Origin of the sequence: Streptomyces sp. NPDC020362 (assembly GCF_040642095.1) — a bacterium.
Lineage (GTDB): Bacteria > Actinomycetota > Actinomycetes > Streptomycetales > Streptomycetaceae > Streptomyces.
On the sequence record NZ_JBFAET010000133.1, the window covers coordinates 1 to 25,200 of the forward strand.

The following is a 25,200-nucleotide window of genomic DNA, read 5'->3' on the forward strand; positions in this document are numbered from 1 at the left end:
GGCTGCTCGGCCGGCAGGGTGCGGATGAAGCCCTCGGTCTCCAGCTTCCCCAGCTCGCGGTAGATCTGCTGGTGCGTCGCGGACCAGAAGTAGCCGATCGACTTGTCGAAGCGGCGGGTCAGTTCCAGGCCCGACGACGGCTTCTCCAGCAGGGCGGTGAGGATGGCGTGCGGGAGTGACATGGACTCATCCTAGGGACGCGCCCACGGCCCCTACAGAGCCGCGGCCAGCTCGGTGCCCTGCTTGATGGCGCGCTTGGCGTCCAGCTCGGCCGCGACGTCGGCACCGCCGATCAGGTGGGCGCTGCGGCCGGCGGCGACCAGCTCGTCGTACAGGTCGCGACGCGGCTCCTGGCCGGTGCACAGCACGACGGTGTCGACCTCCAGGACCGTGCTCTCCTCGCCGACCGTGATGTGCAGGCCCGCGTCGTCGATCCGGTCGTAGCGCACGCCCGGGACCATGGTCACACCGCGGTGCTTCAGCTCGGTGCGGTGGATCCAGCCGGTGGTCTTGCCGAGTCCGGCGCCGACCTTGGTGGTCTTGCGCTGGAGCAGGTGGACCGTGCGCGGCGGGGCCGGCCGCTGCGGGGACGCGAGGCCGCCCGGAGCCGCGTAGTCCATGTCGACACCCCAGTTCCGGAAATACGTCTCCGGGTCCTCGCTCGCCTTGTCCTCGCCGTCGGTGAGGTACTCGGCGACGTCGAAGCCGATGCCGCCGGCGCCGAGGACGGCGACGCGGTCGCCGACCGGGGCGCCGTCGCGCAGGACGTCGAGGTAGCCGAGGACGCGCGGGTGGTCGACGCCGGGGATGTCGGGGGTGCGTGGGGTGACACCGGTGGCGACCACGACCTCGTCGTAGTCGGCCAGGTCCGCGGTGCTGACCCAGGTGTCGAGGCGCACCTCCACACCGTGCGCGTCGAGCTGGTGGCGGAAGTAGCGCAGCGTCTCGTCGAACTCCTGCTTGCCGGGGACCTTGCGGGCCACGTTCAGCTGGCCGCCGACCTCGCTCGCGGCGTCGAACAGAGTGACCTGGTGGCCCCGTTCGGCGGCGGTGACCGCGCAGGCCAGCCCCGCGGGGCCGGCGCCGACGACGGCGACGCGCTTCTTGAGCCGGGTCGGCGAGAGCACCAGTTCCGTCTCGTGGCAGGCGCGCGGGTTGACCAGGCAGGAGGTGATCTGCCCGCTGAAGGTGTGGTCGAGGCAGGCCTGGTTGCAGCCGATGCAGGTGTTGATGGCCTCGGGCCGCCCGGCGGCGGCCTTGGCGACGAAGTCGGGGTCGGCGAGCATCGGGCGGGCCATGGACACCATGTCCGCGTGCCCGCCGGCGAGCAGCTGCTCGGCCAGCTCGGGCGTGTTGATGCGGTTGGTGGTCACCAGGGGCACGGACACCTCGCCCATGAGCTTCTTCGTGACCCAGGTGTACGCGCCGCGCGGCACGGAGGTGGCGATGGTGGGGATACGGGCCTCGTGCCAGCCGATGCCGGTGTTGATGATCGTCGCCCCGGCCGCCTCGACGGCCTTGGCGAGGGTGACGACCTCCGGCAGGGAGGAGCCGCCCGGGACCAGGTCCAGCATGGAGAGGCGGTAGACGATGATGAAGTCCTCGCCGACGGCCTCGCGCACGCGCCGGACGATCTCCACCGGGAAGCGCATCCGGTTCTCGTACGAGCCGCCCCAGCGGTCCTCACGGTGGTTGGTCTGCGCCGCGATGAACTCGTTGATGAGGTAGCCCTCGGAGCCCATGATCTCCACCCCGTCGTAGCCGGCCTGCCGGGCGAGGCGGGCGGCGCGGGCGTAGTCGTCGATGGTCCGCTCGATGTCGGCGTCGGTGAGTTCGCGGGGCACGAAGGGGCTGATCGGGGCCTGCAGGGCGCTCGGGGCGACGAGGTCCCGGTGGTAGGCGTACCGGCCGAAGTGCAGGATCTGCATCGCGATCCGGCCGCCCTCGCGGTGCACGGCTTCGGTGATGACCCGGTGCTGCTCGGCCTCCGCCTCGGTGGTGAGCTTGGCGCCGCCCTCGTACGGCCGGCCCGCGTCGTTGGGCGCGATGCCGCCGGTGACGATGAGACCCACTCCCCCGCGCGCCCGGGCCGCGTAGAACGCCGCCATGCGCTCGAACCCGCGCTCGGCCTCCTCCAGACCGACGTGCATGGAGCCCATGAGGACGCGGTTGGGCAGCGTGGTGAAGCCCAGGTCGAGCGGGGACATCAGGTGCGGGTATCGACTCATCGGGCCCTCCGTGCGCGGTGTGGTCGTCTCTGTTGTAGAGGACCGCGAACCGGTTGTGCAACTAGTTGCATAACCAGGGGGAGGTGAGCCCGATCACTCTGTAACTACTAGTATGTACACTACCTGCGGACCGCAGGACCACCACACAGGGGGAATCCCACATGCCCTTCGTCCGCATCGACGCACTGGGCGCCGACAGCGACCGCCTCGACGCTCTCGGCCGTGCCGTACAGGACGCCCTGGTGGAGACGATCGGCATCCCGCCCGAGGACCGCTTCCAGGTCCTGGTGGGGCACGACGGCACCAACAGCGCCCTGCGCCACGGCGACTACCTGGGCGTGCACCGGGACGACGGGATCGTCTATGTGGCGATCACAATGCGCTCGGGGCGCACACCCGGTCAGAAGCGGGCGCTGTACCGGCGCATCGCCGAGCTGGCGCACGCTTACGCGGGCACCGAGCCGCGCAATGTGTTCGTCACGGTCACCGAGAACGCGTCGGTGGACTGGTCGCTCGGCAACGGCGAGGCGCAGTACGCCCCGGCCGGCGGCGATGCACGGGCGGCCGGGGCGGTGTAGCAGGGGTGGCGCGCCCCGGTCGGCGTCACCGGCTTTCGAGCAGGACGTGCAGTTCCCTCTCCTGGTCCCCCGAGGCGGAGGAGAGGTTGCGCACCGCGAAGAGGGAGTCCAGCGTCATGTGGAGCCTGTTGATCGCCCAGTAGCCGCCCTGTGCGTCCGCCTCGACGGAGGAGGAGAGCCGGGCGGGCGGCCTGCAGGTGTGGGCGTCGGTGACTTCGAAGGTGCCGAGCCACACCATCGGGCGTGTCTCATGGAGCTGCTGCGGCACGTCCTCGGCGGACCGGTCGGACTCGAAACACTCGCACAGCGCGTCGAACACGATCCGGGCGTCTTCCTTGCTGCATCCGCTGATCTCGAGGGAGACGGACTCCTCGTGCATTCGCTCACGGGCCATCGTGATCGCTCCTCTCATGGCAGTGGCTCGATGTCGCGGGTTCCCCGCACACCGCGCCACCTCCCAAGAAAACCACCACTTTCCGCAGGCGCACCACCTGTCGCGCCGCCGGTCCCGGCCGGGGCTCAGCCCCGCGAGAACTTGTACGTCTTGCTGTCCGTGAGCACGCAGAACCCCGGGGAGACGACGATCACGCGCAGGATGCCGGTCCGGCGGTCGTAGTCGATGCCCTCCGCCTCGAAGGTGCCCGAGCAGGAGCTCCGCAGCGGGAGCCGGCGCAGCGCCGTGACGTGGCCGGTGACGTCCCCCGAGCCGCTCGGGGCCGCCGACAGGTCGATCTGGAGCAGCGGCTTGGTCATGCCGAACAGGGAGCCGTCCGGGTCGTCGGAGGAGCACAGCAGCGTGGTCGGGCCGGAGAAGTCGCATCCCTGGACGTCGCGCACGGCGTGGTCGAGGGTGACCTGGGAGGCCTGCGGGAGGTTCGCCGAGGGCGAGGTGCCCGGGTTGATGCCCGGGGTCGGGAAGACCAGCAGGCGGTTCATGGTGCCCCACTCGCCCGCCAGCATCCACTGGCCGTCCGCAGAGATGGCGTCCCAGGAGTTGTTCAGTGCCTCGCCGGGGCTGAGCGTGTGGACGTACTCCGACCACGCGCCGCCCGGCGCCTGCACGCGGAACATCTTCGAGTTGCCGGAGTCCTGCTGGTAGGGCTCGATGTAGTAGCCGTTGTACGAGGCGTCGGGGTCGCCGACGTGGTTCCAGCCACGGCTGGAGACACTGAACGGGATGGTGCCGATGCCGGTGTACCGGTTGGGGCTGTTCGCCGGGACCTCCACGGAGGTCAGCCCCTGGCTCTCGGTCAGCGGGTCGGCGCGGTCGGAGCCGGTCTCGGTCCAGGTGTCGGCGGCGGAGGCCGGGGCGGGTGCGGCGAGGGACACGACGGCGGCGGTGGCCAGGGTGACGAGTCCGGTGAGGACAGCGTGACAACGTTGCCGGGCGGGCGCGGGCATGGCCGACTCCTCGGAACGGGCGGTGGGGGCACTCGGTCGGCGGACAGTCTGTCCCGCGCCAAGTAGTCATGTACAGACCAATGGAGCAACATGAGCGTGAATTCTCCCGGTCCATGGGCGGACCCGCGCCGTCACCGCAGGCGAGAGCCGGTACCGCGGGTGCCTGGGCCATGTGGTGACTTCGGCGGACGGCCGCCGCCGTGTTGAGAGATGGTGGAGATGGACAGCGCGGGCGTCGGACAGTCGGGGGTGGGCGCGGTAGAACAAGGGGAATCGGCGCGGGGGACCACGTGCCGTTCGGACGGGCGAAGGCGGTGCGTGGCATGAGTGCAGCCGAGGCTCCGGTGGCGGAGGGCGACGAGCCCACGCGCGGGGCGGTGCGGCCCAGCGGGCTGCTCGACGTCCTGCGCGTGGCCTCGGTGGTGCTGGACACCGAGGGCCGCATCGTGCTGTGGAGCCCCCAGGCGGAGGAGCTGTTCGGCTACTCGGCACCCGAGGCGCTGGGGCAGTACGCCGCCCGGCTGATGGTGCACGAGCAACACATCCAGCTGATCGGCAAGCTCTTCGCCGACGTGATGCGGACCGGTCGGAGCTGGGCCGGGGCGTTCCCCGTCCGGGTCAAGGGCGGCGGCACCCGTCTGGTGGAGTTCCGCAACATGCGGCTGCTGGACGACCGGGGAGAGGTGTACGCGCTGGGCCTCGCCGCCGACCAGTCGACCGTGCGGCGGCTGGAACAGGACGTGGCCCTGTCCGAGCGGATGGTGCAGCAGTCGCCGATCGGGCTCGCCGTCCTGGACACCGGGCTGCGGTTCGTGTCCGTCAACCCGGCGCTGGAGCGGATCCACGGGGTCCCTGTCGGGCAGCACCTGGGGCGCACCGTGCGCGAGGTGCTGCCGCTGCTGGACGCGGACGCCCTGGAGGGCGCGGCCCGCCGGGTCCTCGACACCGGCGTCCCGCTGATCGACGACGCCGTCGTGGGCCGCACCCCGGCCGATCCGGACGAGGACCGCACCCTGTCGTTCTCCCTGTACCGCCTGGAGGACGCCATGGGCACCGTGCTGGGTGTGGCGGTCTCGGTGGTCGACATCACCGAGCAGCACCGGTCCTCCCTCCGGGCGAAGGCCGCGCGGCGCCGGCTCGCGGTCGTCGCCGACGCGTCCGCGCGGATCGGCACGACGCTGGAGCTGGAGCGCACCGCCTTCGAACTGGCCGAGGTCGCCGTGCCCGAGCTGGCCGACGTGGCCGCCGTGGACCTGCTGGACGCGGTCGTGGAGGGCCGGCCCAGCACGCTCGGCCCCACGGAGCCCGCGGTGATCCGGGCGCTCGCACTGCGCGCCGAACAGGAGTCCGACGCAGTACGGGCCGCCGACCCGCCCGGCCGGATCGCCCGGTACGAGCCCGACCGGCTGGTCACCGAGTGCGTCCGTACGGGTGAGGCGGTGCTGGTGCCGCAGGTGAAGGACGAGGATCTGCCGCGCATCGCCCGCTCCCCCGAGGCGGCCGTGCTGCTGGGCCGCGCGGGTCTGCACTCGTATCTGGCCGTGCCGCTGATCGCCCGCGGTGAGGTGCTCGGCGCCCTCGACCTCAAGCGCACCCGCAATCCGGCGCCCTTCGACGAGGACGACGTCCTGCTGGCCCGGGAACTGGCGGCCCGGGCGGCCGTGCAGATCGACAACGCCCGCTGGTACCAGAACGCCCGCAACACCGCGCTCACCCTGCAGCGCAGCCTGCTGCCCAGCCATCCGCCGGTGACGACCGGCCTGGAGGTGGCCTCCCGCTACCAGCCTGCGGGCGCCACCAGCGAGGTCGGCGGCGACTGGTTCGACGTCATCCCGCTGGAGGGAGGCAAGACGGCACTCGTCGTCGGCGACGTGATGGGCAGCGGGATCAGCGCGGCCGCCACGATGGGCCGGCTGCGCACCGCGACCACCACGCTGGCCTCGCTCGACCTGGACCCGGCGGTGCTGCTGGAGCACCTGGACAAGACGACCTCGGCCTGGGACCACTCCATCGCCACCTGCGTGTACGCCGTCCACGATCCGCATCTGCGCCAGTGCCGGATCGCCAACGCCGGCCACCTGCCCCCGGCCCGGGTCCGCCCCGGCCACCCGCCGGAGCTGCTCGACCTGCCCACCGGAGTGCCGCTGGGCGTCGGCGGCGTCGAATTCTCCACCGTCACCGTCGACTTCGAGCCCGGGGACGAGCTGGTCTTCTACACCGACGGACTGGTCGAGACCCGCTGCCATGCGCTCGACGAGCGCCTGGACTTCCTGCTGTCTCTGCTCGACGACCCCGCCCGCCCGCTGGAGGAGGCCTGCGACCTCCTCCTGCGCACGCTGCACCACCCCGACAACCACGACGACGTGGCCCTGCTCATCGCCCGGGCGCAGGAATTGCCGTAGGTCACCGCTCCCGGACGCCGATCACCACATGCGCGTACAGCTCCTCCGACACGGCCAGACGGCTCGTCAGACCGGCGTCGGCGAAGGCACGCAGGGCGGCCTCGGCCTGGCGTTCGCTGGTCTCGGTCAGCAGGCAGCCGCCGGGTGCGAGCCACTGCGGTGCCCCGGCGGCCACCCGGCGCAGGACGTCGAGGCCGTCCGCGCCGCCGTCGAGGGCGGCCGGCGGCTCGTGGTCGCGGGCCTCCGCGGGGAGCAGCGCCACCTCGGCGCTGGGCACGTACGGCACGTTGGCGGTGAGGACGCCGACCCGGCCCCGCAGTCCGGCGGGCAGGGCGTCGAACAGGTCACCCAGGTGGGCCCGGCCCCCGTAGGGGGCGAGGTTGCGGTGGGCGCAGCGCACGGCGGCCGGGTCGATGTCGGCGGCGTGCACCTCGACGGCGCCGAGCGCAGCGGCCAGAGCCACGCCGAGCGCACCGGAGCCGCAGCACAGGTCGGCGACGACCCGTGCCCCGGGTGCCTGGGCCAGAGCCTGGTCGATCAGGAATTCGGTACGGCGGCGGGGGACGAACACGCCCGGTTCCACGGCGATGCGCAGGCCGTGGAACCGGGCCCAGCCGACGACGTGTTCGAGCGGGATCCCGGCGGCGCGCCGCTCGACCATGGCGGCGAGTTCGCCGGGGGTACGGGCGGTGGCCAGGAGCAGGTCCGCCTCGTCCTCGGCGAAGACGCACCCGGCGGCGCGCAGCGCGCGGACGACGGCGGAAGGGGTGAGAAGGGGCAGGGAGGGCATGGAAGCCGCAAGCCTTTCGGATACACAGGGCCGAAGGGCGCTCCCGCGGTCACCGGTGCCGGTGGTCCGCGCCGTCACAACAAGCTGTCACGAGGAGAGAGCACCCCAGCTGACACAGCGGTAATGGGTCTCACCTCCTCGGCAGCGTGCGGCCGCGAACGTCCGCGGCCGGGCGGCCACCATACCCCAGCGCCCGGATCCGCCGCGGTGCGCGCCCGGTTCGAGGAAAATCCTTGGCACGGTCTGCCGCAGGCCCGTTACGATCGCCGCGATGACCACTCATTCTGCTGACAGATTGGGGGTCCCGTCCGCGCAAGGTGAGTGCTGATGCTCACTCAGACCGCGTACGGGGATTCCCGACTCTCCCTGTGGCTGCGCGTGCGCGAGTTCGCCGTGCCGCCGTCCATGATCGAGACCGCGACCGCCCGGCGCCGTGCCGGGGACTGGGCGGGGGCGTGCGCCGCCGCCGGTGTCGACGTCGACCTCGATCTGCGTTCCGTCGCCCGCACCCATGGCCGGGACCTCGCGGCCCGGGTCCGCACCGACCTCCGCCGCCTCGCACCCGACCTGCTGCGCTGGCACATGCCGAGGATCGCGCCCGACGGGCTGCTGCGCCCGGGCCTGACCCTCACGCTCGCCCGGTACCCGGGCCGGGCCGGCGCCTGCCCGGTGCACCTCGTGGCCCGGACCCCGCCGGCCTGGGCGGATGCCGGGCAGCGGATCGGCCTCGCGGTGTGGGACGGCTCCGGCTCGGGCACCGCCCGGCATCCGCATCCCCGCCCCAGCAGGCGGTACCGGCTCGACCTGCACCGGCATCTGTGGGATGCGGAGCGGGCCGGTGAGCTACGGGTACGGGCCGGGGCCGACCGGCCCCTGACGGACCCGAAGCCGCCGGACCTGGTGCCGCCGGGACTCGGCTGCGCCACGGGCCGCTGGGCGGCAGAGGCGGAGATCCTGCTGCGTGCCGAGGGACGGGACCGCTGCGCCGTCGCCTTGCGGTGCGGTACCCGGCACCGGCTCGTCCTGGAACCGGCCGGGGCGGCGGACGGCCCGGGCCCTGCACTGCGGGTCACCGCCCGCTCCCCGGGCGACGGCTTCTCCGCGCTGCCCGTCCTGCCGGACGCCGCGACCTGGATCCTCCCCGACCTGGAACTGGTCCGTGCGGGGCTGCTGGAACCCGGTCGGCTGCACCCGCTGGTCGCGGCCGCTCTGGTGCCGGGTCACATCCCGTCCGGGCCGCCCCGGCCCATCGTCCCGCCGGGGCAGCCGCGCCTGGTGGAGTGCCGGGGCGCCCGGCACCGGATCGGCCTGGTCGACGGTTTACTGGCTCCGCTGGACCACGACCCGGACGAGATCCGACGCGAGGAACTGCTGGTCGCACTCGGCGGGCCACCACTGCCGTGCCTGCAGGCCGTCGACAAGGCGCACCGGCGTCCGGACTGCCTCACCGGGGTCCGCGAGCGCCTGGACCACGGCGACACCGCCGGCGCGCTGGCCGTGGTCGAGGACCTGCTGGGTCCCGAGGCGCTGCTGCGGGACGGCCCGCTGCGGGACGCCCTGGAGACGGCCGCGGAGCGCCGGATCGTGTACGGGCTCTACCGCGCCGGTCTCGTCGGCCCCGGCCGCGCCCCGCTCGATCCGAACCGTCGCGCCACCCGGCACCACCGCCATCACCCGCGGCACGCGACGTCCCGCCGCTGATCTCGCTTCTCCCCCGCCCACTTCGCGCCCCTAGGTGACCACTCATGTCTTCACACGCTTCTCCGGCTGCCCTTTCCCCGTCCGCTCCCGCCACTCAACTCGACGTCGCCGCCGACCTGTTGACCCTCCTGCGCGAGACACGCACCGAACCCCGCACCGACACCCAGCTGGAGGCGCTGACCCTGGCCGTGGCCGCCGACCTCCCCGTACTCCTTTGGGGAGAGCCCGGCATCGGCAAGACGGCGGCCCTGACCCAGCTCGCGACCGCCCTGGACCTGCCGCTGACCACCGTGATCGCCAGTGTGCACGAGCCGTCCGACTTCTCCGGGCTGCCCGTCGTGGGGGACGACCCCGCGCAACAGGGGGTCCCGATGGCCCCGCCGGACTGGGCGGTACGGCTGGTGCGGGCCGGCCGCGGCCTGCTGTTCCTGGACGAGTTGTCCACCGCGCCCCCGGCCGTGCAGGCGGCGCTGCTCCGGCTCGTGCTGGAGCGGCGGATCGGCGCGCTGCGGCTGCCGCCCGGCGTGCGGATCGTTGCCGCCGCCAACCCGCGGTCCTCCGCCGCCGACGGCTGGGAACTGAGCCCTCCCCTGGCCAACCGGTTCGTGCACCTGCAGTGGACGCACGACCACGACGTCGTCGTACGCGGCCTCGGCGGAACCTGGCCCCGGGCCGCTCTGCCGCGGCTCGATGCGCAGAAGCTGCCGGAGGCCGTGGCCTTCGCACGGCGCGCGGTGTGCGGCTTCCTCTCCGCGCGGCCGACTCTCGTACACCGGTTGCCCAGCGGCGAGAGCCGCCGGGGCGGTGCCTGGCCGTCGCCGCGCAGCTGGGAGATGACCCTGCATCTGATCGCCTTCGCGACCGCCGCCGGCTCCTCCCGCGAGGTGCTGTCCCTGCTGGCCCGGGGGACGGTGGGGGACGGGCCGGGCCTGGAGCTGCTGGCCGGCCTGGACCGGCTGGACCTCCCCGACCCCGAGACGCTGCTGGCCGATCCGGCCGACGCCGTGCTGCCCGAGCGTGGGGATCTGCGGCAGGCCGCGCTGGACGGCGTGGTGGACGCGGTCCGCAAACGGCCCGAGCGGGCTCGCTGGGACGCCGCGTGGGCGCTGCTGGTGCGCGCGATGGAGACCGGGGCCCCGGACGTGGTGGTCGTCCCCGCGACCACCCAGGCCTCCCTGCGCCGCGAGGACTGGGACGTACCGGCGGCGATCGAACGGCTCGCCGGTGTGGTGTCCCTGTCCCGGCGCGCCGACGACGCCCGCCGGACCAAGGCCGCGGCCGGGGCCGGCCGATGACGGCGGACGCACCGGGGGAACTGGACCTCGACAAGCTGTTCACGGCCCGGCTGCACGCGGCCCGGGCGCGGCCCTACCTGGCGACGGCGCTGTTCGCGCTGCACCCCGTCCAGTCGCGACAGGTGCCGACGATGGGCGTCGACCGGCACTGGCGGTGCTACGTCTCGCCGGCCTTCGTGGACCGGATGTCTGTGGAGGACCTCGCCGCGGTGTGGGTGCACGAGGTGTCCCACCTGCTGCGCGACCATCACGGGCGCAGCGACCGCGTCGCCCGGCAACGCGGGCTGACCGGCCTCGGGGACCGGCTGCGGATGAACATCGCCGCGGACCTCGAAATCAACGACGACGCGTACGGCGACGGGCTGGTCCGGCCCGAGGGCGCGGTCCACCCCGGGACACTGGGACTGCCGACGGGACTTCTCATGGAGGACTACCTGCGGCGGTTCCGGGACGGGCTGATCACCGAGCGGCTCGCCTGGCTGGACTGCGGCAGCGGGGCCGACGGGCTGGACCGCGGGTGGGAGCTGGGACCGGAGGGCGCCCACGGTCTGAGCGACCAGGAGCGGGACGCGGTCCGCTTCCGGGTGGCGCAGGGCATCGTCGGCCGCCCCGGGAACGCTCCCCAGGGCTGGCGACGGTGGGCCGAGGAGGTGTTCCATCCGCCGCAGCCCTGGCGGGAGTTGCTGGGTGCGGCGCTCCGCTCGGCGACCTCCGGCGTGGGCTCGGGCGACGACTACAGCTACGGCCGCCCGGCGCGCCGCTCGGCCGGGGTGCCCGGCGCCGTCCTGCCCAGCCTCCGGCGCAGGCCCCCTCGGGTCTGCGTGGTCGTCGACACCTCCGGGTCGGTCAGTGACGCCGAACTGGGCAGCGCGCTCCTGGAGGTCGCCGCGATCTCCCGTGCGGTGGGCGGCCGGCGGGACCTGGTCACCGTCGTGTCGTGCGACGCGGCGGCCCAGTCCGTGAACCCGCTGTGCCGGGCCGAAGGGATCGAGCTGACGGGCGGTGGAGGGACGGATCTGCGGACGGGCTTCGCCCGCGCCCTGCGGACACGGCCGGGGCCCGACGTCGTCGTGGTCCTGACGGACGGACAGACGCCCTGGCCGGCCGCGCGACCGGCGTGCCGGACGGTGGTGGGCCTCTTCTCCCGGCACCGGTCGGGCGGGTCCCGGAGCGAGAACGACCCCCGCTACCGGCCGGACACCCCGCCCGAGTGGGCGCGGGTGGTGACGATCGGGTCGGCCGACGGCCGGTGAGGCGGCCCGACCCGAGGAGGGGCTCCGCCCGTCGCCGGGCGGCGTGCTCCCTCGTCCGGTGACACGGCGCCAGACGGACCGGCTGCCGCGTCCGGTCTTCCGGTAGGGCTCGCCTGGTACGGCACTTGCGCTAGGGCGCTTGCGGTGCGGCTCGTCAGGAACGACTCTTCGAGTGCGGCTCGTCCGGAACGACTCCTCGGATGCGGCTCGTCCGGAGCGGCCCGTCCGTAGGGCCGCTCCTCAGACGCCGACCGCCTCCTCGATCTCTTCCTCGGCCCCTTCCCCGGCCACGGCCGCCTGCTCAACCTCTCGCTCCGTCCGCCGTCCGGAGTGCTCCGAGCCCGGCGCGGGCTCGGGAAGAACGGCGGCCGGGGCGGTCGCCGGGCGGGACGCCTGTGCCCGCTCGTAGGCAGCGGCGACCGCGGTCACCGCGAGGCCCACGAGCAGCCAGACCACGAGCGTCCACACGTTGCGGGCGAGGCCGTCGCCGCCGAAGTACAGCAGGCTGCGGATGCCCTCGACGAAACCGGCGCCGTTCCAGAAGGCGTGCAGGGTTCCGAAGAAGCCGTTCTGCAGCTCGGGCCGGAACAGACCGCCGGAGCTGGTGAAGTTCAGCATCACGAACAGCACCATCATGGTCAGGGTGGTCCACCGCTTGAGGAAGGTGTGCAGGCCGACGCCGATGAAGAGGATGCCGGCGGAGTACAGCCACGCCATCCCCCACAGGCTCGCGAGTGAGTGGTGCGCGAGGTGGAACACCGGCCCGGCGAGCAGTGCGCCGATGGCACCGGCCACGGCGGAGACGCCGAGCGCCAGCAGTGCCCGTACCCGCATCGGGAGCGCGGCACCCGCGGCTCCGAGAGCGGCGACCGAGGCGTAGGAGCCGATGCTGACCGCGATCAGCAGGAAGAACAGGCCCTGCCCGGTGGGGTCGTCGGCGACCGGCGCGGCCACGTCGGTGACCTTCAGCGGGGCGCCCTCCTGGGCGGCGACCGGGGTGAAGACCCTCTCGACGGCGGTGGCCCCCATGTCGGACGCGGCAGTGGCCACCAGCAGCTCGGGCGCCTTGGCGCTCGGCACATAGGCGCCGGTCACATCCCGGGACTTCAGCAGGTCCACGGCGGCGGCGCGGGTGGTGACGGTACGGACGTCGAGCTTGTCCCCCGCGGTGTCCTTGACGGTCTGGGCGAACACCTTCGCCCGGGGCCCGTCGCCGACGACGGCCACGGGCAGGTGGTTCGGCTCGGGGGTCACGAAGGCCCCCATGTACGCGAGCCCCATGCCCAGGCACATCAGCAGCGGGGTGATCAGGTGCGTGAGCACATGGCGCAGTGCCGGTGACCTCATCGCGGGCGACCTCCAATAGTTGGCTTATACAACTTTCACTTCAAGTTGTACTGTACAACTAGATCGCGCGGGGAAGGTATTCCCGTGACCGAGCCCATGGAGGTGTTCTCGTGACTGCGGCGGAATCGGCCGTGGAGAGGATCCAGCGCGAGATGACGGTCTTCGCCCGCCGGGCCCGTGCCTCGGCGGGACGCATGCACCCCGAGCTGTCGCTGGTGTCGTACACCCTGCTCGGCCACCTCGAGGAGAGCGGCGGCTGCCGGGCGACCGACCTGGCCGCCCACTACGCCCTGGACAAGTCGACCGTGAGCCGGCAGGTGGCAGCCCTGGAGCAGTCCGGGCTGATCGAACGGCGTCTGGATCCCGAGGACCACCGGGTCCAGGTGCTGCACCTGACCGAAGCAGGCCGGGAGATCCTGGCCCAGGTCACCCGCAGCCGCCGGGCCGCCTTCCGGGAGCGGCTCGCGGACTGGCAGCAGGAGGACCTGGTCCGCTTCGCGGCCTACCTGGAGCGCTACAACGCCGGCCCGTCCGGCGCCGGGTCCGGCTGACCCGCCGGTCGCGGCCGCGCTACGGGCGCGGCACCGGTACGCCCGAGCCGTGGCCGGTCACGGCACCGCTACGGCGGCCCGGTCCTCCGCGAGGTGTTCGGGGGCCCGGGCCGCCAGGAACGCCCTGCGCCGGCGCAGCCGGAAGCCGAGGGACTCGTACAGCCGGATGGCGTCGGTGTTGCGGGCCCCGGTGTGCAGGAACGGGGTCTCGCCGCGCTCCCGGACACCGTGCGCGACCGCGAGGATCAGCCGGGTGGCCAGGCCCTCGCCGCGGAAGGCCGGGTCGGTGCAGACCGCGCTGATCTCGGTCCAGCCCGGCGGGTGCAACCGCTCCCCCGCCATGGCGATCAGGGCACCCTTGCGGCGGATGCCCAGGTAGGCGCCGAGTTCGATGGTGCGCGGCAGGAACGGGCCGGGCCGGGTGCGCGCCGCCAGGTCCAGCATCTCGGGTACGTCCGCCGGGCCGAGCCGGACCGCCTCGGCGTCCGGTGCCGCGGCGAGGCCGTCGTCCACCAGCTGTACCCCCTCGACGCGGAAGGTCACCTCCCAGTCGTCGGGGACTTCCCCGCGGAAGCCGGGCAGCGGCACCTCGCAGCCGGGACCGGCCAGCGCGGCCAGATCCGCCCAGTCGTCCGCGTCGGGCTCGGCGGGCAGGCCCAGCCACGGGGAGACGTCGACCGGGTAGCGCAGCACGCGGCCCCGCTGCTCGGCGAAGCGGGCGTGCGGGCCGGTCAGGGAGGCGAGGGCGGGGTTGTCGAGAATGTGCGGCACCTGCGGGCCGGTCATGCGGCCGCCCCGGTCGGCGCCTCGGTCTCGGGGCCGCCGCACCCTGTGAAGACGTGGGCCTCGGGCATCCTCTTCCCTCACTTCCGTCGTGCCGTCACCGGCGCACCGGCCGGCACTCTGCGCCAAGGAGAAGCGCGGGGCGGCTATTCCCGGTCCCGACACACGTTCGTACCGCCGCAACAATCGGGGCACCGACCTGGGACGGAGCACCCGCGGAGACAACGTACGGTTGAAACATGAACGTCACCCGAGGCTTCACGGGCCGCCCGCGCGTCGAGGACGCGGGGCTGCCCCCCGGGCAGTACGACGCACGGGACGACTGGCCCGTCCTGTCCGCCGAGGTCACCCCCGACCTGACACCCGCCGACTGGTCCTTCCGCATCGACGGACTCGTGGAGCGGCCGCACACCTGGGACTGGGACGCGGCACAGGCCCTGCCCGGCTCGTCGTACGAGGGGGACATCCACTGTGTGACCGGCTGGTCGAAGTTCGGGGTGCGGTTCGGTGGCATCTCGCTCGACGCGTTCTTCCATGTGGTACGGCCCCATGAGTCCGCCACCCATGTGATCGCCTACTCCCACACGGGCTACACCGCGAACCTGCCGCTCGCGGACGTGACCGGAGGGCGGGCCTGGATCGCCTTTGAGCACGACGGCAGGCCGCTCGCGCCCGAACACGGCGGTCCGGCACGGCTGGTGGTGCCGCACCTGTACTTCTGGAAGAGCGCCAAGTGGATCGCCGGCATCACGCTCCTCGACCACGACGAGCCGGGTTTCTGGGAGCGCAACGGCTACCACGAGCGGGGCAATCCCTGGGAGGAGCAGCGGTACTCCGGTGACTGAGACGGTGAACACGACCTTCACTGCCCCGACCCGTTTCGCCGTGCCCGGGCGCATCGCCGTCAGCGAGCAGGCGGCGGCGGTGTGGCAGACGGCCACGCTGACCGGGATCCGGCGCGAGACACCGCAGGCGGCCACCTTTCGCCTCGCGGTGCCGGGCTGGGCGGGGCACCTGCCCGGTCAGCATCTGATGCTGCGACTGACCGCGGGGGACGGCTATGTGGCGCAGCGCCACTACTCGATCGCGTCCGCACCCGACGGGTCGGGCCACATCGAGCTGACCTTGGACCATGTGCCGGACGGCGAGGTCTCGGGCTGGTTCCACACCGTGGCCGCGCCCGGAGACACGGTCGAGGTGCGCGGCCCGCTCAGCGGCTTCTTCGCCTGGCCGGGCGACCGGCCCGCCCTGCTGCTCGGGGCCGGTTCCGGGGTCGTACCGCTGATGTCGATGGTGCGGCACCACCGGGCGCGGGGTCTCACCGTGCCCCTGCGGATGCTGGTGTCGGCGCGCAGCCCCGAGGAGCTGGTCTACGCGCAGGAGCTGGGCCCCGAGACGACTGCCGTGTTCACGCGCAGTGCCCCTTTCGGCGTGCCGGTGGGTCGTATGACGGCCGCACATGTGGCGCCGCTCCTGGCCGAGCAGCCGCCGGGTGGGTGGGAGGCCTATGTGTGCGGCTCCAACGGGTTCGCCGAGCACGCCTCCCGTCTGCTGGTCGGGGCCGGTCAGCCGGTCGAGCGCATCCGCATCGAACGCTTCGGCTGACGGGCCGGCCGGGCGCGCGGGTGGCTCGGACCGCCGCTCGCGCGACCCCGGGGCGCGTGTCGTGTGCCGTGCTTCAGGTGGGCCGGAAGTCGCGGTCGGCGGCGTGAGCCAAGGTGCGCCGTACGGGGTACGAGACGGATGTGGACGCTCGTGTGCAGCGGGGGCGGACGACCGGACCCGGCTCGCCCGCTCCTGCGGCTCCGCCGGCGGCGAGGAGGTGGACATGCGTACCCAGGTGCGTGGCTGGCGCTGGCGGCACAATCCGGTGCGGCGCCGGTCGGACGTCGTGGAGGCGTGGACGGTACTGATCGTCGCCGTCCTGCTGTTCGTGGTGGCCCCCCTGGCCGGAGTGGCGGCGGCCCTGCACGCGCATGACCGGGCGCAGACGATCGCGGTGACACAGCGGGCCGAGCGGCACCGGGTACGGGCCGTGGTGCTCGGCAGCACGTCCGCGCACCGGCCCACGGTGCAGGGCGACCGTGAGCACCCCTACCGGGCCCGGGTCCGGTGGACCGAGCCGGGCAAGGGAGCGCACACCGGGACGGCCCGGGTTCCGGCGGGGAGCCGCGCCGGAGACGTGGTGACCGTCTGGTTCGACGCCCGGGGGCGCAGTGTCGCACCGCCACCGGACGACGTCGCGGTCTGGCAGCACACGGTGACCGTCGGCGTGGTCGCGGCGGGCGGGGCGGCGGCTGTGGTCCTTCTCGGCCACGCCGTGGAGCGCCGTATCGCGCTGCGCCACCGCCTGGCGGAGTGGGAACGGGAATGGGCGCGCACCGGCCCGAAGTGGACCCAGCCGAGAACCTGACCGCCGGGCGCTTCGGCCACCGGGCCCTGGGGATCACGTCACCCCACGAGCAGGGGCAGGGACCACTTCACCCCACGGACACGGGCCGGGATCGCCTCACCCCACGGGCATGGAACGCTTCACCCCACGGACAGGGATCACTTCACGCCGCGGCCGCGGATCACTTGACTCCGCAACCTCAGCAAGCGCTTTCACCGCCCTCTGGCCGGCCTCGCACCCACCCCCTACGGTGAGATCCCGCAGACTCCCTCCCTCAAGGCGGTTGCCGATGGCCCTGTTCGACCTCCCTCTCGACGAACTCCGCAAGTACCACAGCACGTCCACCGCGCCCGACGACTTCGACGCCTTCTGGAGCAAGACCCTGCAGGAGGCGCGCGAGCACGAGCTGGACGCCCGCTTCGAGCCGGTGGACACGGCACTGTCCACGGTGCAGGTGTACGACGTGACGTTCACCGGGTTCGGCGGTCACCCGGTCAAGGGCTGGCTGCGCCTGCCGGCCGGCGCCACGGAGCCGCTCCCGCTGGTCGTGGAGTTCATCGGCTACGGCGGCGGACGCGGCCTGGCGCACGAGAAGCTGCTGTGGGCCTCGACGGGCAGGGCGCACTTCGTGATGGACACCCGCGGGCAGGGCAGCGCCTGGGGCGGCGGGGGCGGTACGGCGGACCCGGTGGGGGCCGCGCCCGCGTATCCGGGCTTCATGACGCGGGGCATCGACGCGCCCGAGAACTACTACTACCGCCGTGTGTTCACGGACGCGGTGCGCGCGGTGGAGGCGGCCCGTTCGCACCCGCTCACGGACCCGGCGCGGACCGCGGTGATCGGTGAGAGCCAGGGCGGCGGCATCACCCTCGCCGTCGGCGGGCTGGTCCCCGATCTGGTGGCGATCGCCCCGGACGTGCCGTTCCTGTGCGACTACCCGCGGGCGACCACCGTGACGGACCGTCACCCGTATCGCGAGATAGGCCTGTTCCTCAAAACGCATCGCGGCCGCGCCGCCGATGCGCTGCGCACGCTCTCCTACTTCGACGGCGTGCACTTCGCGGCCCGCGGCCGGGCCCCGGCGCTCTTCTCGGCGGCCCTGGAGGACCAGACCTGCCCGCCGTCGACCGTCTTCGCGGCGTTCAACGCCTGGGCGCACGAGGACAAGGCGATCGAGGTGTACGACTTCAACGACCACGAGGGTGGCGGACCGTTCCAGGAGGCGCGCAAGCTGCACTGGCTCCGGTCCTACGCCTGAGGAGCCCGCACCCGCCCCTTCCCGCTGGTCCGACCAGTCGGTATGTTCGGTGCGCCCGGGTCGCAGCGCCGCGGCCCGGGTTTCCGGCCACGACGGAGGTCCGATGTCAGCGCACGAGGCACAGGTCCACGGCCACTGCGACGCGCGATTCGCCGCGGTGCGGGAGGCGTTCGAGGAGAACTTCCGGGAGCGGGGCGAGCTGGGCGCCTCGGCGGCCGTGACCGTCGACGGGGTGACGGTGGTGGACCTGTGGGGCGGCTGGGCGGATGCGGCCCGCACCCGCCCGTGGGAGCGGGACACCCTGGTCAACGTGTGGTCGACCACCAAGGGTCCGGTGGCGCTGTGCGCGCACCTCCTCGCCGATCGCGGGCTGCTCGACTTCGACCGCCCGGTGGCCGCGTACTGGCCGGAATTCGCGGCACAGGGCAAGGAGGACATCCTCGTCCGGCATCTGCTGTCGCACCGCGCCGGACTGTCCGGCCTGCGCGAGCCGCACACCCTCGCGCAGCTCTACGACTGGGAGCTGACGACCGCGCGCCTGGCGGCGACCGAGCCGTGGTGGGAGCCGGGTACGCGGTCCGGGTACCACGCGCTGACCTACGGCTTCCTGGTCGGCGAGGTCGTACGGCGCGTCTCGGGACTGCGGCCGGGAGCACTCCTGCAGCAGGAGGTGACCGGGCCGCTCGGGATCGACTTCACCATCGGTCTGCCGGAGAAGGAATCCGGCCGAGCGGCCGAGCTGGTGCACCCACGGACCGAGGACACGGGCGAGCAGGCCGCGATTTTCCGCCAGTTGACCCCCGCCGCACTTGCCGCTCTGGCGAATCCGCCGGTGGGCGCGACGGAGGCGAACTCCCCCGAGTGGCGGGCGGCGGAGATCCCGGCGGCCAACGGACACGGGACCGCACGGGCGGTGGCCGAGTTGTACGGCGTCTTCGCCGGGCGCGGCTCCTGCGGCGGCCGGCGGATCCTGTCGCCGCAGGCGGCGGAACGGGTGCGCGAGGGGCAGGGCAGCTGCCGCGATCTGGTGCTGGGTGCGGGTTTCGGGAGCGAGACGGAGTGCGGTCTCGGCTTGTGGCTCAGCGGTCCGGGCGGCTCCTACGGCCCCAACCCACGGGCTTTCGGACACGACGGGTTCGGCGGTTCCTGCGGGCTCGCCGACCCGGAAGCGGGGGTCTCGCTGGGCTATGCGATGAACCGGATGGGGCCGCACATCGCGAATGATCCACGCAAGACGGCCCTGGTGAACGCCCTCTACAGCGCCTTGTGACACCCCGGTCGTGCGGGGTGGGTTTCGGCCGAACCGGCAGGCCGCTCTTCCCTCGCGGTTTAGACCAATGCTAGATCTGGTCGCACAATGAGCCCGCACGGCTACGTCTTGTCACCAACAGGAGGCGCGGCATGGCCCGCACCACCCCGCACGATCCCCCGCAGACCGCCGACCGGCCCCGGTACTGGCAGGTCGCGTCGCTGCTTCTCGACGAACTGCGCGACGGCACCGTTCCGCCCGGCGAGCGGCTGCCGGGCGAGCGGCACCTGGCCCGGCACTTCGGGGTCAGCCGGGAGACCGTCCGGCAGGCGCTGGAGGTACTGCGTCGCAGCGGTCTGGTCGCCACCGACCGACGGGGCAGCCATGCCACTCTGGACGGCCGTCCGGTCGAGGAGCCGGTCTCCCTCACCTTCCCGGTCGGCGCCCGCCCGGCGGACCCGTGTGCGGTGGACCGGGCGACGGTGACCTGGGAGGCGCCGTCGCCGGAGCACGCCCAGGCGCTGGGCCTGGCCCCGCACCGGCCGACGCTGGTGCACCGCTACCAGTCGGCCACACCCCACGGGCGGGCGCTGCGTACGGCGGTGACGTCGTTCTCGGCCGTGGCGCTGGCCGAGGTCGCGGAGCTGGCCCGCTACCGCGACCGGGCCGACGGGGCCACACCCGCCCAACTGCGCCGGGCCTACGACTGGATGCGCAAGGCCGGTCTGACCCTGCACCACCGGGACGCCATCACCAAGGTCGGCGACGCCGCCTCGGTCCGGGTGACCCGGCGCGTGCACGACCAGTACGCCCGCCCGCTGGAGATCACCGACCTGCTGGTGAACGCCGAACGGGACGCGCTGGTCTACGAGTTCACGCTGCCGGCGGCGGGATAGCGCCGTCCGGCCTGCGCGCCACGACCAGCCGGGCGCGGGGACTTCCGTCGCCGCGCCACCCGAACTCGGGCAGGTCCTGCAGGCCGACGACGAATCCGGCGCGCGTCAGCTCCTCCACCACCAGACCGAGTCGGAAGGCCCGGTAGTACATGACGAACGGCGGCCGCCACACGGCATTGCGCACCCGCATCACCGCGTCGAAGCCGAGCAGCATCCAGAACCCGAGGCTCGCCGGGCGGGGCGGGGCGAGCACCGGGAAGGCGAACCGGCCGCCCGGCCGCAGCACCGAGTGCACCTGGCCGAACAGCCCGGGCAGTTCCCGCGGCAGGAAGTGACCGAACGCCCCGAAGCTGACCACCAGGTCGAAGGCGGCCGTGAACGGCAGGGCCCGGGCGTCGCCGCGCACCCACGCGACGCCCGGCCCCTCAGCCGTCCCCGATCGCCACCCGCCCGAGCCCTCAGCCGCCGCCGGTCGCCATCCGTCCCTGCCCGCCGCCCTGCGCCGGGCGACATCGAGCATGCCGGCGCTGAAGTCGACGCCGGTCACACTCCGGCGGCACAGCCCGGCCAGGACCTCCGTCCCGGCGCCGGTCCCGCAGCACAGGTCGAGACCGTCCTCGAACGGGCCGAGCGGACCGAGCCCCTTCGCCACCGCTCCCAGCACCGCGTCCGGCGTCCGAAAGGGCGTGTGGTCGAACTTCGGGGCCAGCAGGTCGTATCCGCGCTCGACGGAGGACAGCGCCTGCACGGCGAGTTCGCGCAGCGTGGGGCCTTCGGGGCTGAACATCCCGTCAGCCTAGAGGGATCCGCTGTTTCAGGACTGCGAGAACGCGATCGCACCAGCGCAGGTTCTCCTCCTCGAAGGCGATCCCGGCCATGAGGGTGAGGTACGGGCCGATCCGGTCGGCCGTGCGCAGGTACTCCCCCTCGCTCCGGCCGTCCAGGAGGCGGTCGCGCACCCGCTCGTAGCGGTCGAGTTTGCCGCGCGCCCAGCCCCTGCGCTCCTCGATCAGCGCCCGGGTGACCTCCGGGTCGCCGCCGTCCATGGCCTGGATCTTGATGAGGAGTTCGTCGCGGACGGCGGTGGGCCGTCTCGGCGGCTGGGCGGCGAAGGCGGCCAGCTGCGTCCGGCCGGCCTCGGTGAGCGTGAACATCCGCTTGGTGGGGCGGCGTTCCTGCGGCACCGTCCGGGCCTCGACCAGCCCGTCCTGTGCCAGGCGCTCCAGCTCGCGGTAGAGCTGCTGGGGCGTGGCGGGCCAGAAGTTCGCGAGCGAGACGTCGAACACCTTCGACAGCTCGTAGCCCGAGGCCTCGCCCTCCAGCAGGGCGGCCAGGACGGCGTACTTGAGCGACATGTGGACACGCTAGCAGCAGATGATTACCCTCATCCGCACCTATTCAATTAATTGACTATGCGAGGTGATCGGATGCGCGCGTTCCGTGAGGCGGTAGAGGCGGGCGACATGGACGCGGTCGAGGCACTGCTGGCCGAGGACGTCGTCTTCACCAGCCCGGTCGTCTTCAAGCCCTATCCGGGCAAGGCGATCACCGCGGCGATCCTGCGCGCGGTCTCCCAGGTCTTCGAGGACTTCCGCTACGAGCGCGAGCTGGCCGGCTCCGACGGCCGCGACCACGCACTGGTCTTCCGCGCCCGCGTGGGCGACCGGGAGCTGACCGGCTGCGACTTCCTGCGGGTGAACGAGGAGGGCCTGATCGAGGAGTTCACTGTCATGGTGCGTCCGCTCTCGGGCGCCCAGGCACTGGCCGAGGCGATGGGCGCCCGGTTCGACCGGATCGTCGAGGACGCACAGGCCCGTTCGGCACGGGCGGCCGTCAGCCCTTGAGCCGCTCCAGCGTGGACCTGGTGTCCGCCTTCAGCCAGTCGGACACCTCGCTGAGCCCGGGCGGGTTCTTGTCCTGGTCGTAGGAGGTGAGGTAGGCGCTGTAACTCATCGTGTACGTCACCCAGCCGTCGCGCACGGCGAGCGTGGCGTAGCGGGAGCCGCTGGACGATCCACTGCTGGTGTCCTGGCTGACCAGGTAGGCCTCGTCGCCGATGCCCTTGACCGGGCTGACGTCGTAGCCGGTGTGACTGTCTCCGTAGTTCTTCCAGGTGGCGGTGAACTCCGGCCCCGGGTCGGTCTTCCTGTGCAGGTCCACCTGCATGGTCAGATAGGCATCGGAGTACGTGGACCCCGTCTTCTTCAGGCTCGCACTGCAGTAACTCTCGTCCAGCGCCTTGTCCTTGAGGGAGTTGTGCGTCGGCGAGGAGTCGCTCGCGGAGTACTCGTCCTTGAACGACGAGTAGTCCGCGCCCGAGCACATGTTGGAGGGCGCCGCATAGCCGCGCAGGTCCGCGCTGTCGCCCTTGCCGCCGATCAGGAACACTCCGGCCGCCCACGCCGCGGAGGCGACGACCGCGCCGACGACGGCCCACAGCACCGCCCGCCCGGCAGCGCCGCCGCCACCGGAGGGCGGGACCGGCACGGGGCCGTACGGCTGCGGCAGAGGCTGCGCATAGGGGTTCCCCGGCTGGGGCTGACCCGGCATGGGCTGGGCGGGCAGACTGACCTGCGTGGGCTGCGCGTAGAAGTTCCCCGGCGGGGGAGACTGCGGGTTCGGGTAGGGGTAGGCCGTCGGCTGCGGCGGGACCGGGGGCTGCTGCGGGGGCTGGTCGGCCGGCTGCTGAGGCTGCGGTGGCGTGGACATGTCGTGACGATAATGCACGGTTGACGGTCAAGTCCCCTGACGTCCGGGATCGTTATGGTATGGGGACGGCTGATACGGAATCACGACACCTCGTTCATTCTCCCATGCGCACGGGAAGCACCCGGACGCTGTTGCCGACGAAACTGGCGTGACGGGACAGCTCGTCCTCGCGCACCGCGAGGTCCAGTCGCGCTAAGCGGGTGGACAGCCGCTCCAGCGCGACCGTGGCCTCCAGCCGGGCCGGCGGGGCACCAAGGCAGTAGTGGGCGCCGTACCCCAGGCAGAGGTGACGCATGACGTCGGCACGGGCGGCGATCAGGGCGCTGGTGAGGTCGTCGCCGGGGCGCTCGGCTCTGCCGGGGGGTGAACGCCCGGCTCACAGCGACCGCAGCCTGCGGTGATCGTCCCCGTCGGGGGTGGTCATGCCCCGCACGGTCGCAATGGTCAGCAGTGGCCGGCCCGGGCCGATCCGGCCCTCCTGCGACGCCCTGAAGTGCATTGCGTCCTTGGCCACATCGGGGCGCTGGAGGAACTCCCCGAGCGCCTCGTGCCCGAGTACGGCCATCCCCTCGATGCCGCCGGGCAGGACGACCGGCGCCACGGCACCGCGGGCCGACAGCCGGGCGTCGTCGACGTGCGGCAGCCGCCGGAGGGATCCAGGCGGTGCGGTGCACGGACGGGGGTGGGCTCCATGGGTTCTCCTGACGGCCGCAGGACGGGATCGAGCCCGATCGCTGCGCCGACGGGCATTCAGCGCAGCCGCCTCCCACGTCACTTCACCCGGAGCACCGCCGCACCTCCCCCACGGCCGGTCCGGGCGCCTCTCCGCATGATGGGAAGCCCCTCTCCCCACGGCGGGAACAGGCCGGACACCGAACGTGTTGCCCCGATCGGAGCCGTACCGCGTCATCGGGTGGTACCGTGCTGTCAGCACGCGAGTACGCCCCCTTGTGGGCGCCGGTGCCAGTTCCTCCTCTCCATGCTGATCCGTCCGTCGCCGTCCGGCGCAGGCACGTCAGCTTCTCAGCACACCTCCAGTCCGAGGTGCCGTTTCCGCCGCCAGGAGGCACGTACGCCCTCCCGTCCCGCGGCCCTCCCCCCTTCCTCATGTCCTCCGTCCGTGAAAGGACCACCCATGACCACCACACTCGAACCCCCTCATGTGGAGCAGCAGGCCACGGCCGCCCGGCCCGCCGCCGGTGTCCTCGACATCGACGCGCACGGGAAGGGGCACCTGCGGGCCCCGAACTGCCTCCCCTCCCCCGCCGACCCCCAGGTCCCTGCGGCGCTGATCCGCCGTCACGGTCTGCGCAAGGGCGACCTCGTCGAGGGCGTCCTCGGGGCACAGCGTGCCCTGACCGAGGTCGCCCGCGTAGGCGGACGCACCCCGGGCGAGCTCCGGGGCCGCCGCAGCTTCCGGGACCTGACCCCGCTCCACCCGCACCGGCGGATCCGCCTCGAACACCCGGCGTCCGGCCTGGCCGGACGGGTCACCGACCTGTTCGCGCCGGTCGGCAAGGGCCAGCGCGGACTGATCGTGGCCCCGCCGAAGAGCGGCAAGACCGTGCTGCTCCAGCAGATCGCCGCGGCCGTGGCCGCAAACCACCCCGAGTGCCGCCTGATGGTCCTCCTGCTGGACGAGCGTCCCGAGGAGGTCACCGAGATGTGCCGCTCGGTGCGCGGCGAGGTGTATGCCTCCACCTTCGACCGGTCGCCCAAGGAGCACATCGCCCTCGCCGACCTGGTCGTGGAGCGGGCCAAGCGGCTCGTCGAGGACGGCGAGGACGTCGTCGTCCTGCTGGACTCCCTGACCCGGCTGTGCCGGGCCCACAACAACGCCTCGGCGGCCGGCGGGCGCACGCTGAGCGGCGGTGTCGACGCGGGCGCGCTGCTCGGCCCCAAGCGGTTCTTCGGTGCGGCACGCCAGGCCGAGGAGGGCGGCTCGCTCACCATCCTCGCCACCGTTCTGGTGGACACCGGCTCCCGTGCCGACGGCTACTTCTTCGAGGAGCTGAAGAGCACGGGCAACATGGAGCTGCGGCTGGACCGGGAACTCGCCGCCCGCCGTGTCTTCCCGGCCGTGGACGTCGACCCCACGGGCACCCGCCGCGAGGAACTCCTGCTCACCCCGGCCGAGTTGACGGCCGTCCGGGGACTGCGCCGGGCCCTGCGCGCACGCGAGAGCGGACCTGCCGCACTGGAGACGGTGCTGGAGCGGATGCGGGACACCCCCGACAACGCCACCTTCCTGCGCCGGGTGCAGCCGACCCTGCCCACGGGCTGAGGGCCGGAAGCCCACCGGTCGTGGAAGGACACCGGGAGCCGTTGCAGACGGCTGTACAGGCCCGCCCGCATCTCCGCCTCCAC

General features: G+C 72.9%; 24 protein-coding genes and 1 pseudogene. 14 read left to right on the top strand and 11 right to left on the bottom strand.

The window, feature by feature from the left end; genetic code table 11:
- Window positions 1-182: PadR family transcriptional regulator (locus tag AB0H32_RS33305; protein ID WP_361128429.1), on the bottom strand; the 182-nt coding region annotated here is incomplete at its 3' end.
- 30 nt (window positions 183-212) lie between these two features.
- On the bottom strand, window positions 213-2,228 hold the full coding sequence (locus AB0H32_RS33310; protein WP_361128432.1) for an NADPH-dependent 2,4-dienoyl-CoA reductase: 2,016 nt from the start codon (window positions 2,226-2,228) through the stop codon (window positions 213-215).
- Between the two features lie 161 nt (window positions 2,229-2,389).
- On the opposite strand from AB0H32_RS33310, the gene AB0H32_RS33315 reads away from it, so the two are divergent.
- The gene (locus tag AB0H32_RS33315; RefSeq protein ID WP_361128435.1) at window positions 2,390-2,806 is read left to right on the top strand and encodes a tautomerase family protein; all 417 of its coding nucleotides are present in this window, start codon (window positions 2,390-2,392) and stop codon (window positions 2,804-2,806) included.
- Window positions 2,807-2,831: 25 nt separating this feature from the next.
- On the opposite strand, the gene AB0H32_RS33320 is transcribed toward AB0H32_RS33315, so the two are convergent.
- Both AB0H32_RS33320 and AB0H32_RS33325 read right to left on the bottom strand, forming a co-directional pair.
- Window positions 2,832-3,200, bottom strand: coding sequence for a hypothetical protein (locus AB0H32_RS33320; protein ID WP_361128438.1), 369 nt, complete (start codon window positions 3,198-3,200; stop codon window positions 2,832-2,834).
- A 125-nt stretch (window positions 3,201-3,325) separates the two neighbouring features.
- The gene (locus tag AB0H32_RS33325; RefSeq protein ID WP_361128441.1) at window positions 3,326-4,207 is read right to left on the bottom strand and encodes a hypothetical protein; all 882 of its coding nucleotides are present in this window, start codon (window positions 4,205-4,207) and stop codon (window positions 3,326-3,328) included.
- A gap of 323 nt (window positions 4,208-4,530) precedes the next feature.
- Between AB0H32_RS33325 and AB0H32_RS33330 the strand changes: the two genes are divergently transcribed.
- The gene (locus AB0H32_RS33330; protein WP_361128444.1) at window positions 4,531-6,609 is read left to right on the top strand and encodes a SpoIIE family protein phosphatase; all 2,079 of its coding nucleotides are present in this window, start codon (window positions 4,531-4,533) and stop codon (window positions 6,607-6,609) included.
- Window position 6,610: 1 nt separating this feature from the next.
- Here the strand turns inward: AB0H32_RS33330 and AB0H32_RS33335 are convergent, their stop codons facing one another.
- Window positions 6,611-7,399 carry a putative protein N(5)-glutamine methyltransferase gene (locus AB0H32_RS33335; protein WP_361128447.1) on the bottom strand — a complete coding sequence of 263 codons (789 nt, stop codon included), beginning with the start codon at window positions 7,397-7,399 and terminating at the stop codon, window positions 6,611-6,613.
- A 327-nt stretch (window positions 7,400-7,726) separates the two neighbouring features.
- Between AB0H32_RS33335 and AB0H32_RS33340 the strand changes: the two genes are divergently transcribed.
- Genes AB0H32_RS33340 through AB0H32_RS33350 form a run of 3 tightly spaced genes read left to right on the top strand, consistent with a single transcriptional unit; the run spans window position 7,727 to window position 11,648 of the window.
- A complete protein-coding gene (locus AB0H32_RS33340; protein ID WP_361128450.1) occupies window positions 7,727-9,100 on the top strand; it encodes a hypothetical protein in 1,374 nt (457 codons plus the stop codon).
- A gap of 44 nt (window positions 9,101-9,144) precedes the next feature.
- Window positions 9,145-10,395: a MoxR family ATPase gene (locus AB0H32_RS33345; RefSeq protein WP_361128454.1), complete on the top strand. Its 1,251-nt coding sequence runs from the start codon at window positions 9,145-9,147 to the stop codon at window positions 10,393-10,395.
- Window positions 10,392-11,648 carry a VWA-like domain-containing protein gene (locus AB0H32_RS33350; protein WP_361128457.1) on the top strand — a complete coding sequence of 419 codons (1,257 nt, stop codon included), beginning with the start codon at window positions 10,392-10,394 and terminating at the stop codon, window positions 11,646-11,648. The genes AB0H32_RS33345 and AB0H32_RS33350 overlap by 4 nt, the downstream gene beginning before the upstream one ends.
- A gap of 240 nt (window positions 11,649-11,888) precedes the next feature.
- Here AB0H32_RS33350 and AB0H32_RS33355 read toward each other — a convergent pair whose 3' ends face one another.
- Window positions 11,889-12,995 carry a hypothetical protein gene (locus tag AB0H32_RS33355; protein WP_361128460.1) on the bottom strand — a complete coding sequence of 369 codons (1,107 nt, stop codon included), beginning with the start codon at window positions 12,993-12,995 and terminating at the stop codon, window positions 11,889-11,891.
- A 152-nt stretch (window positions 12,996-13,147) separates the two neighbouring features.
- Here AB0H32_RS33355 and AB0H32_RS33360 point away from each other — a divergent pair, with 152 nt between their 5' ends.
- On the top strand, window positions 13,148-13,546 hold the full coding sequence (locus AB0H32_RS33360; RefSeq protein WP_361128493.1) for a MarR family transcriptional regulator: 399 nt from the start codon (window positions 13,148-13,150) through the stop codon (window positions 13,544-13,546).
- Between the two features lie 57 nt (window positions 13,547-13,603).
- Here AB0H32_RS33360 and AB0H32_RS33365 read toward each other — a convergent pair whose 3' ends face one another.
- Window positions 13,604-14,332, bottom strand: a complete 729-nt coding sequence (locus tag AB0H32_RS33365; RefSeq protein WP_361128462.1) for a GNAT family N-acetyltransferase — start codon at window positions 14,330-14,332, stop codon at window positions 13,604-13,606.
- Between the two features lie 236 nt (window positions 14,333-14,568).
- On the opposite strand from AB0H32_RS33365, the gene AB0H32_RS33370 reads away from it, so the two are divergent.
- The 6 genes from AB0H32_RS33370 (at window position 14,569) to AB0H32_RS33395 (ending at window position 20,124) form a co-directional block, all read left to right on the top strand.
- Window positions 14,569-15,174, top strand: coding sequence for a sulfite oxidase-like oxidoreductase (locus tag AB0H32_RS33370; protein ID WP_361128465.1), 606 nt, complete (start codon window positions 14,569-14,571; stop codon window positions 15,172-15,174).
- A gap of 4 nt (window positions 15,175-15,178) precedes the next feature.
- Window positions 15,179-15,934, top strand: coding sequence for a ferredoxin reductase (locus tag AB0H32_RS33375; RefSeq protein WP_361128496.1), 756 nt, complete (start codon window positions 15,179-15,181; stop codon window positions 15,932-15,934).
- A 223-nt stretch (window positions 15,935-16,157) separates the two neighbouring features.
- A complete protein-coding gene (locus tag AB0H32_RS33380) occupies window positions 16,158-16,742 on the top strand; it encodes a hypothetical protein (protein WP_361128467.1) in 585 nt (194 codons plus the stop codon).
- Window positions 16,743-17,010: 268 nt separating this feature from the next.
- Complete coding sequence (locus AB0H32_RS33385) at window positions 17,011-17,979, top strand: acetylxylan esterase (protein WP_361128470.1); 969 nt, start codon at window positions 17,011-17,013, stop codon at window positions 17,977-17,979.
- Between the two features lie 103 nt (window positions 17,980-18,082).
- Window positions 18,083-19,249 carry a serine hydrolase domain-containing protein gene (locus tag AB0H32_RS33390; RefSeq protein ID WP_361128473.1) on the top strand — a complete coding sequence of 389 codons (1,167 nt, stop codon included), beginning with the start codon at window positions 18,083-18,085 and terminating at the stop codon, window positions 19,247-19,249.
- 131 nt (window positions 19,250-19,380) lie between these two features.
- The gene (locus AB0H32_RS33395) at window positions 19,381-20,124 is read left to right on the top strand and encodes a GntR family transcriptional regulator (RefSeq protein ID WP_361128476.1); all 744 of its coding nucleotides are present in this window, start codon (window positions 19,381-19,383) and stop codon (window positions 20,122-20,124) included.
- Here the strand turns inward: AB0H32_RS33395 and AB0H32_RS33400 are convergent.
- Window positions 20,102-20,911, bottom strand: coding sequence for a class I SAM-dependent methyltransferase (locus tag AB0H32_RS33400; RefSeq protein WP_361128479.1), 810 nt, complete (start codon window positions 20,909-20,911; stop codon window positions 20,102-20,104). The genes AB0H32_RS33395 and AB0H32_RS33400 overlap by 23 nt on opposite strands.
- A gap of 4 nt (window positions 20,912-20,915) precedes the next feature.
- Window positions 20,916-21,479, bottom strand: a complete 564-nt coding sequence (locus tag AB0H32_RS33405; protein WP_361128482.1) for a PadR family transcriptional regulator — start codon at window positions 21,477-21,479, stop codon at window positions 20,916-20,918.
- Between the two features lie 72 nt (window positions 21,480-21,551).
- Between AB0H32_RS33405 and AB0H32_RS33410 the strand changes: the two genes are divergently transcribed.
- Window positions 21,552-21,968, top strand: coding sequence for a nuclear transport factor 2 family protein (locus tag AB0H32_RS33410; RefSeq protein ID WP_361128485.1), 417 nt, complete (start codon window positions 21,552-21,554; stop codon window positions 21,966-21,968).
- On the opposite strand, the gene AB0H32_RS33415 is transcribed toward AB0H32_RS33410, so the two are convergent.
- Together AB0H32_RS33415 and AB0H32_RS33420 are read right to left on the bottom strand one after the other, a co-directional pair.
- Window positions 21,958-22,833: a hypothetical protein gene (locus AB0H32_RS33415; protein ID WP_361128487.1), complete on the bottom strand. Its 876-nt coding sequence runs from the start codon at window positions 22,831-22,833 to the stop codon at window positions 21,958-21,960. The two genes, AB0H32_RS33410 and AB0H32_RS33415, sit on opposite strands and share 11 nt — an antisense overlap.
- Before the next feature lie 94 nt (window positions 22,834-22,927).
- A pseudogene (locus tag AB0H32_RS33420) lies at window positions 22,928-23,526 on the bottom strand (hypothetical protein).
- 442 nt (window positions 23,527-23,968) lie between these two features.
- Here AB0H32_RS33420 and rho point away from each other — a divergent pair.
- Window positions 23,969-25,117 carry a transcription termination factor Rho gene (gene rho / locus AB0H32_RS33425; RefSeq protein WP_361128490.1) on the top strand — a complete coding sequence of 383 codons (1,149 nt, stop codon included), beginning with the start codon at window positions 23,969-23,971 and terminating at the stop codon, window positions 25,115-25,117.
- Window positions 25,118-25,200: the final 83 nt, after the last annotated feature.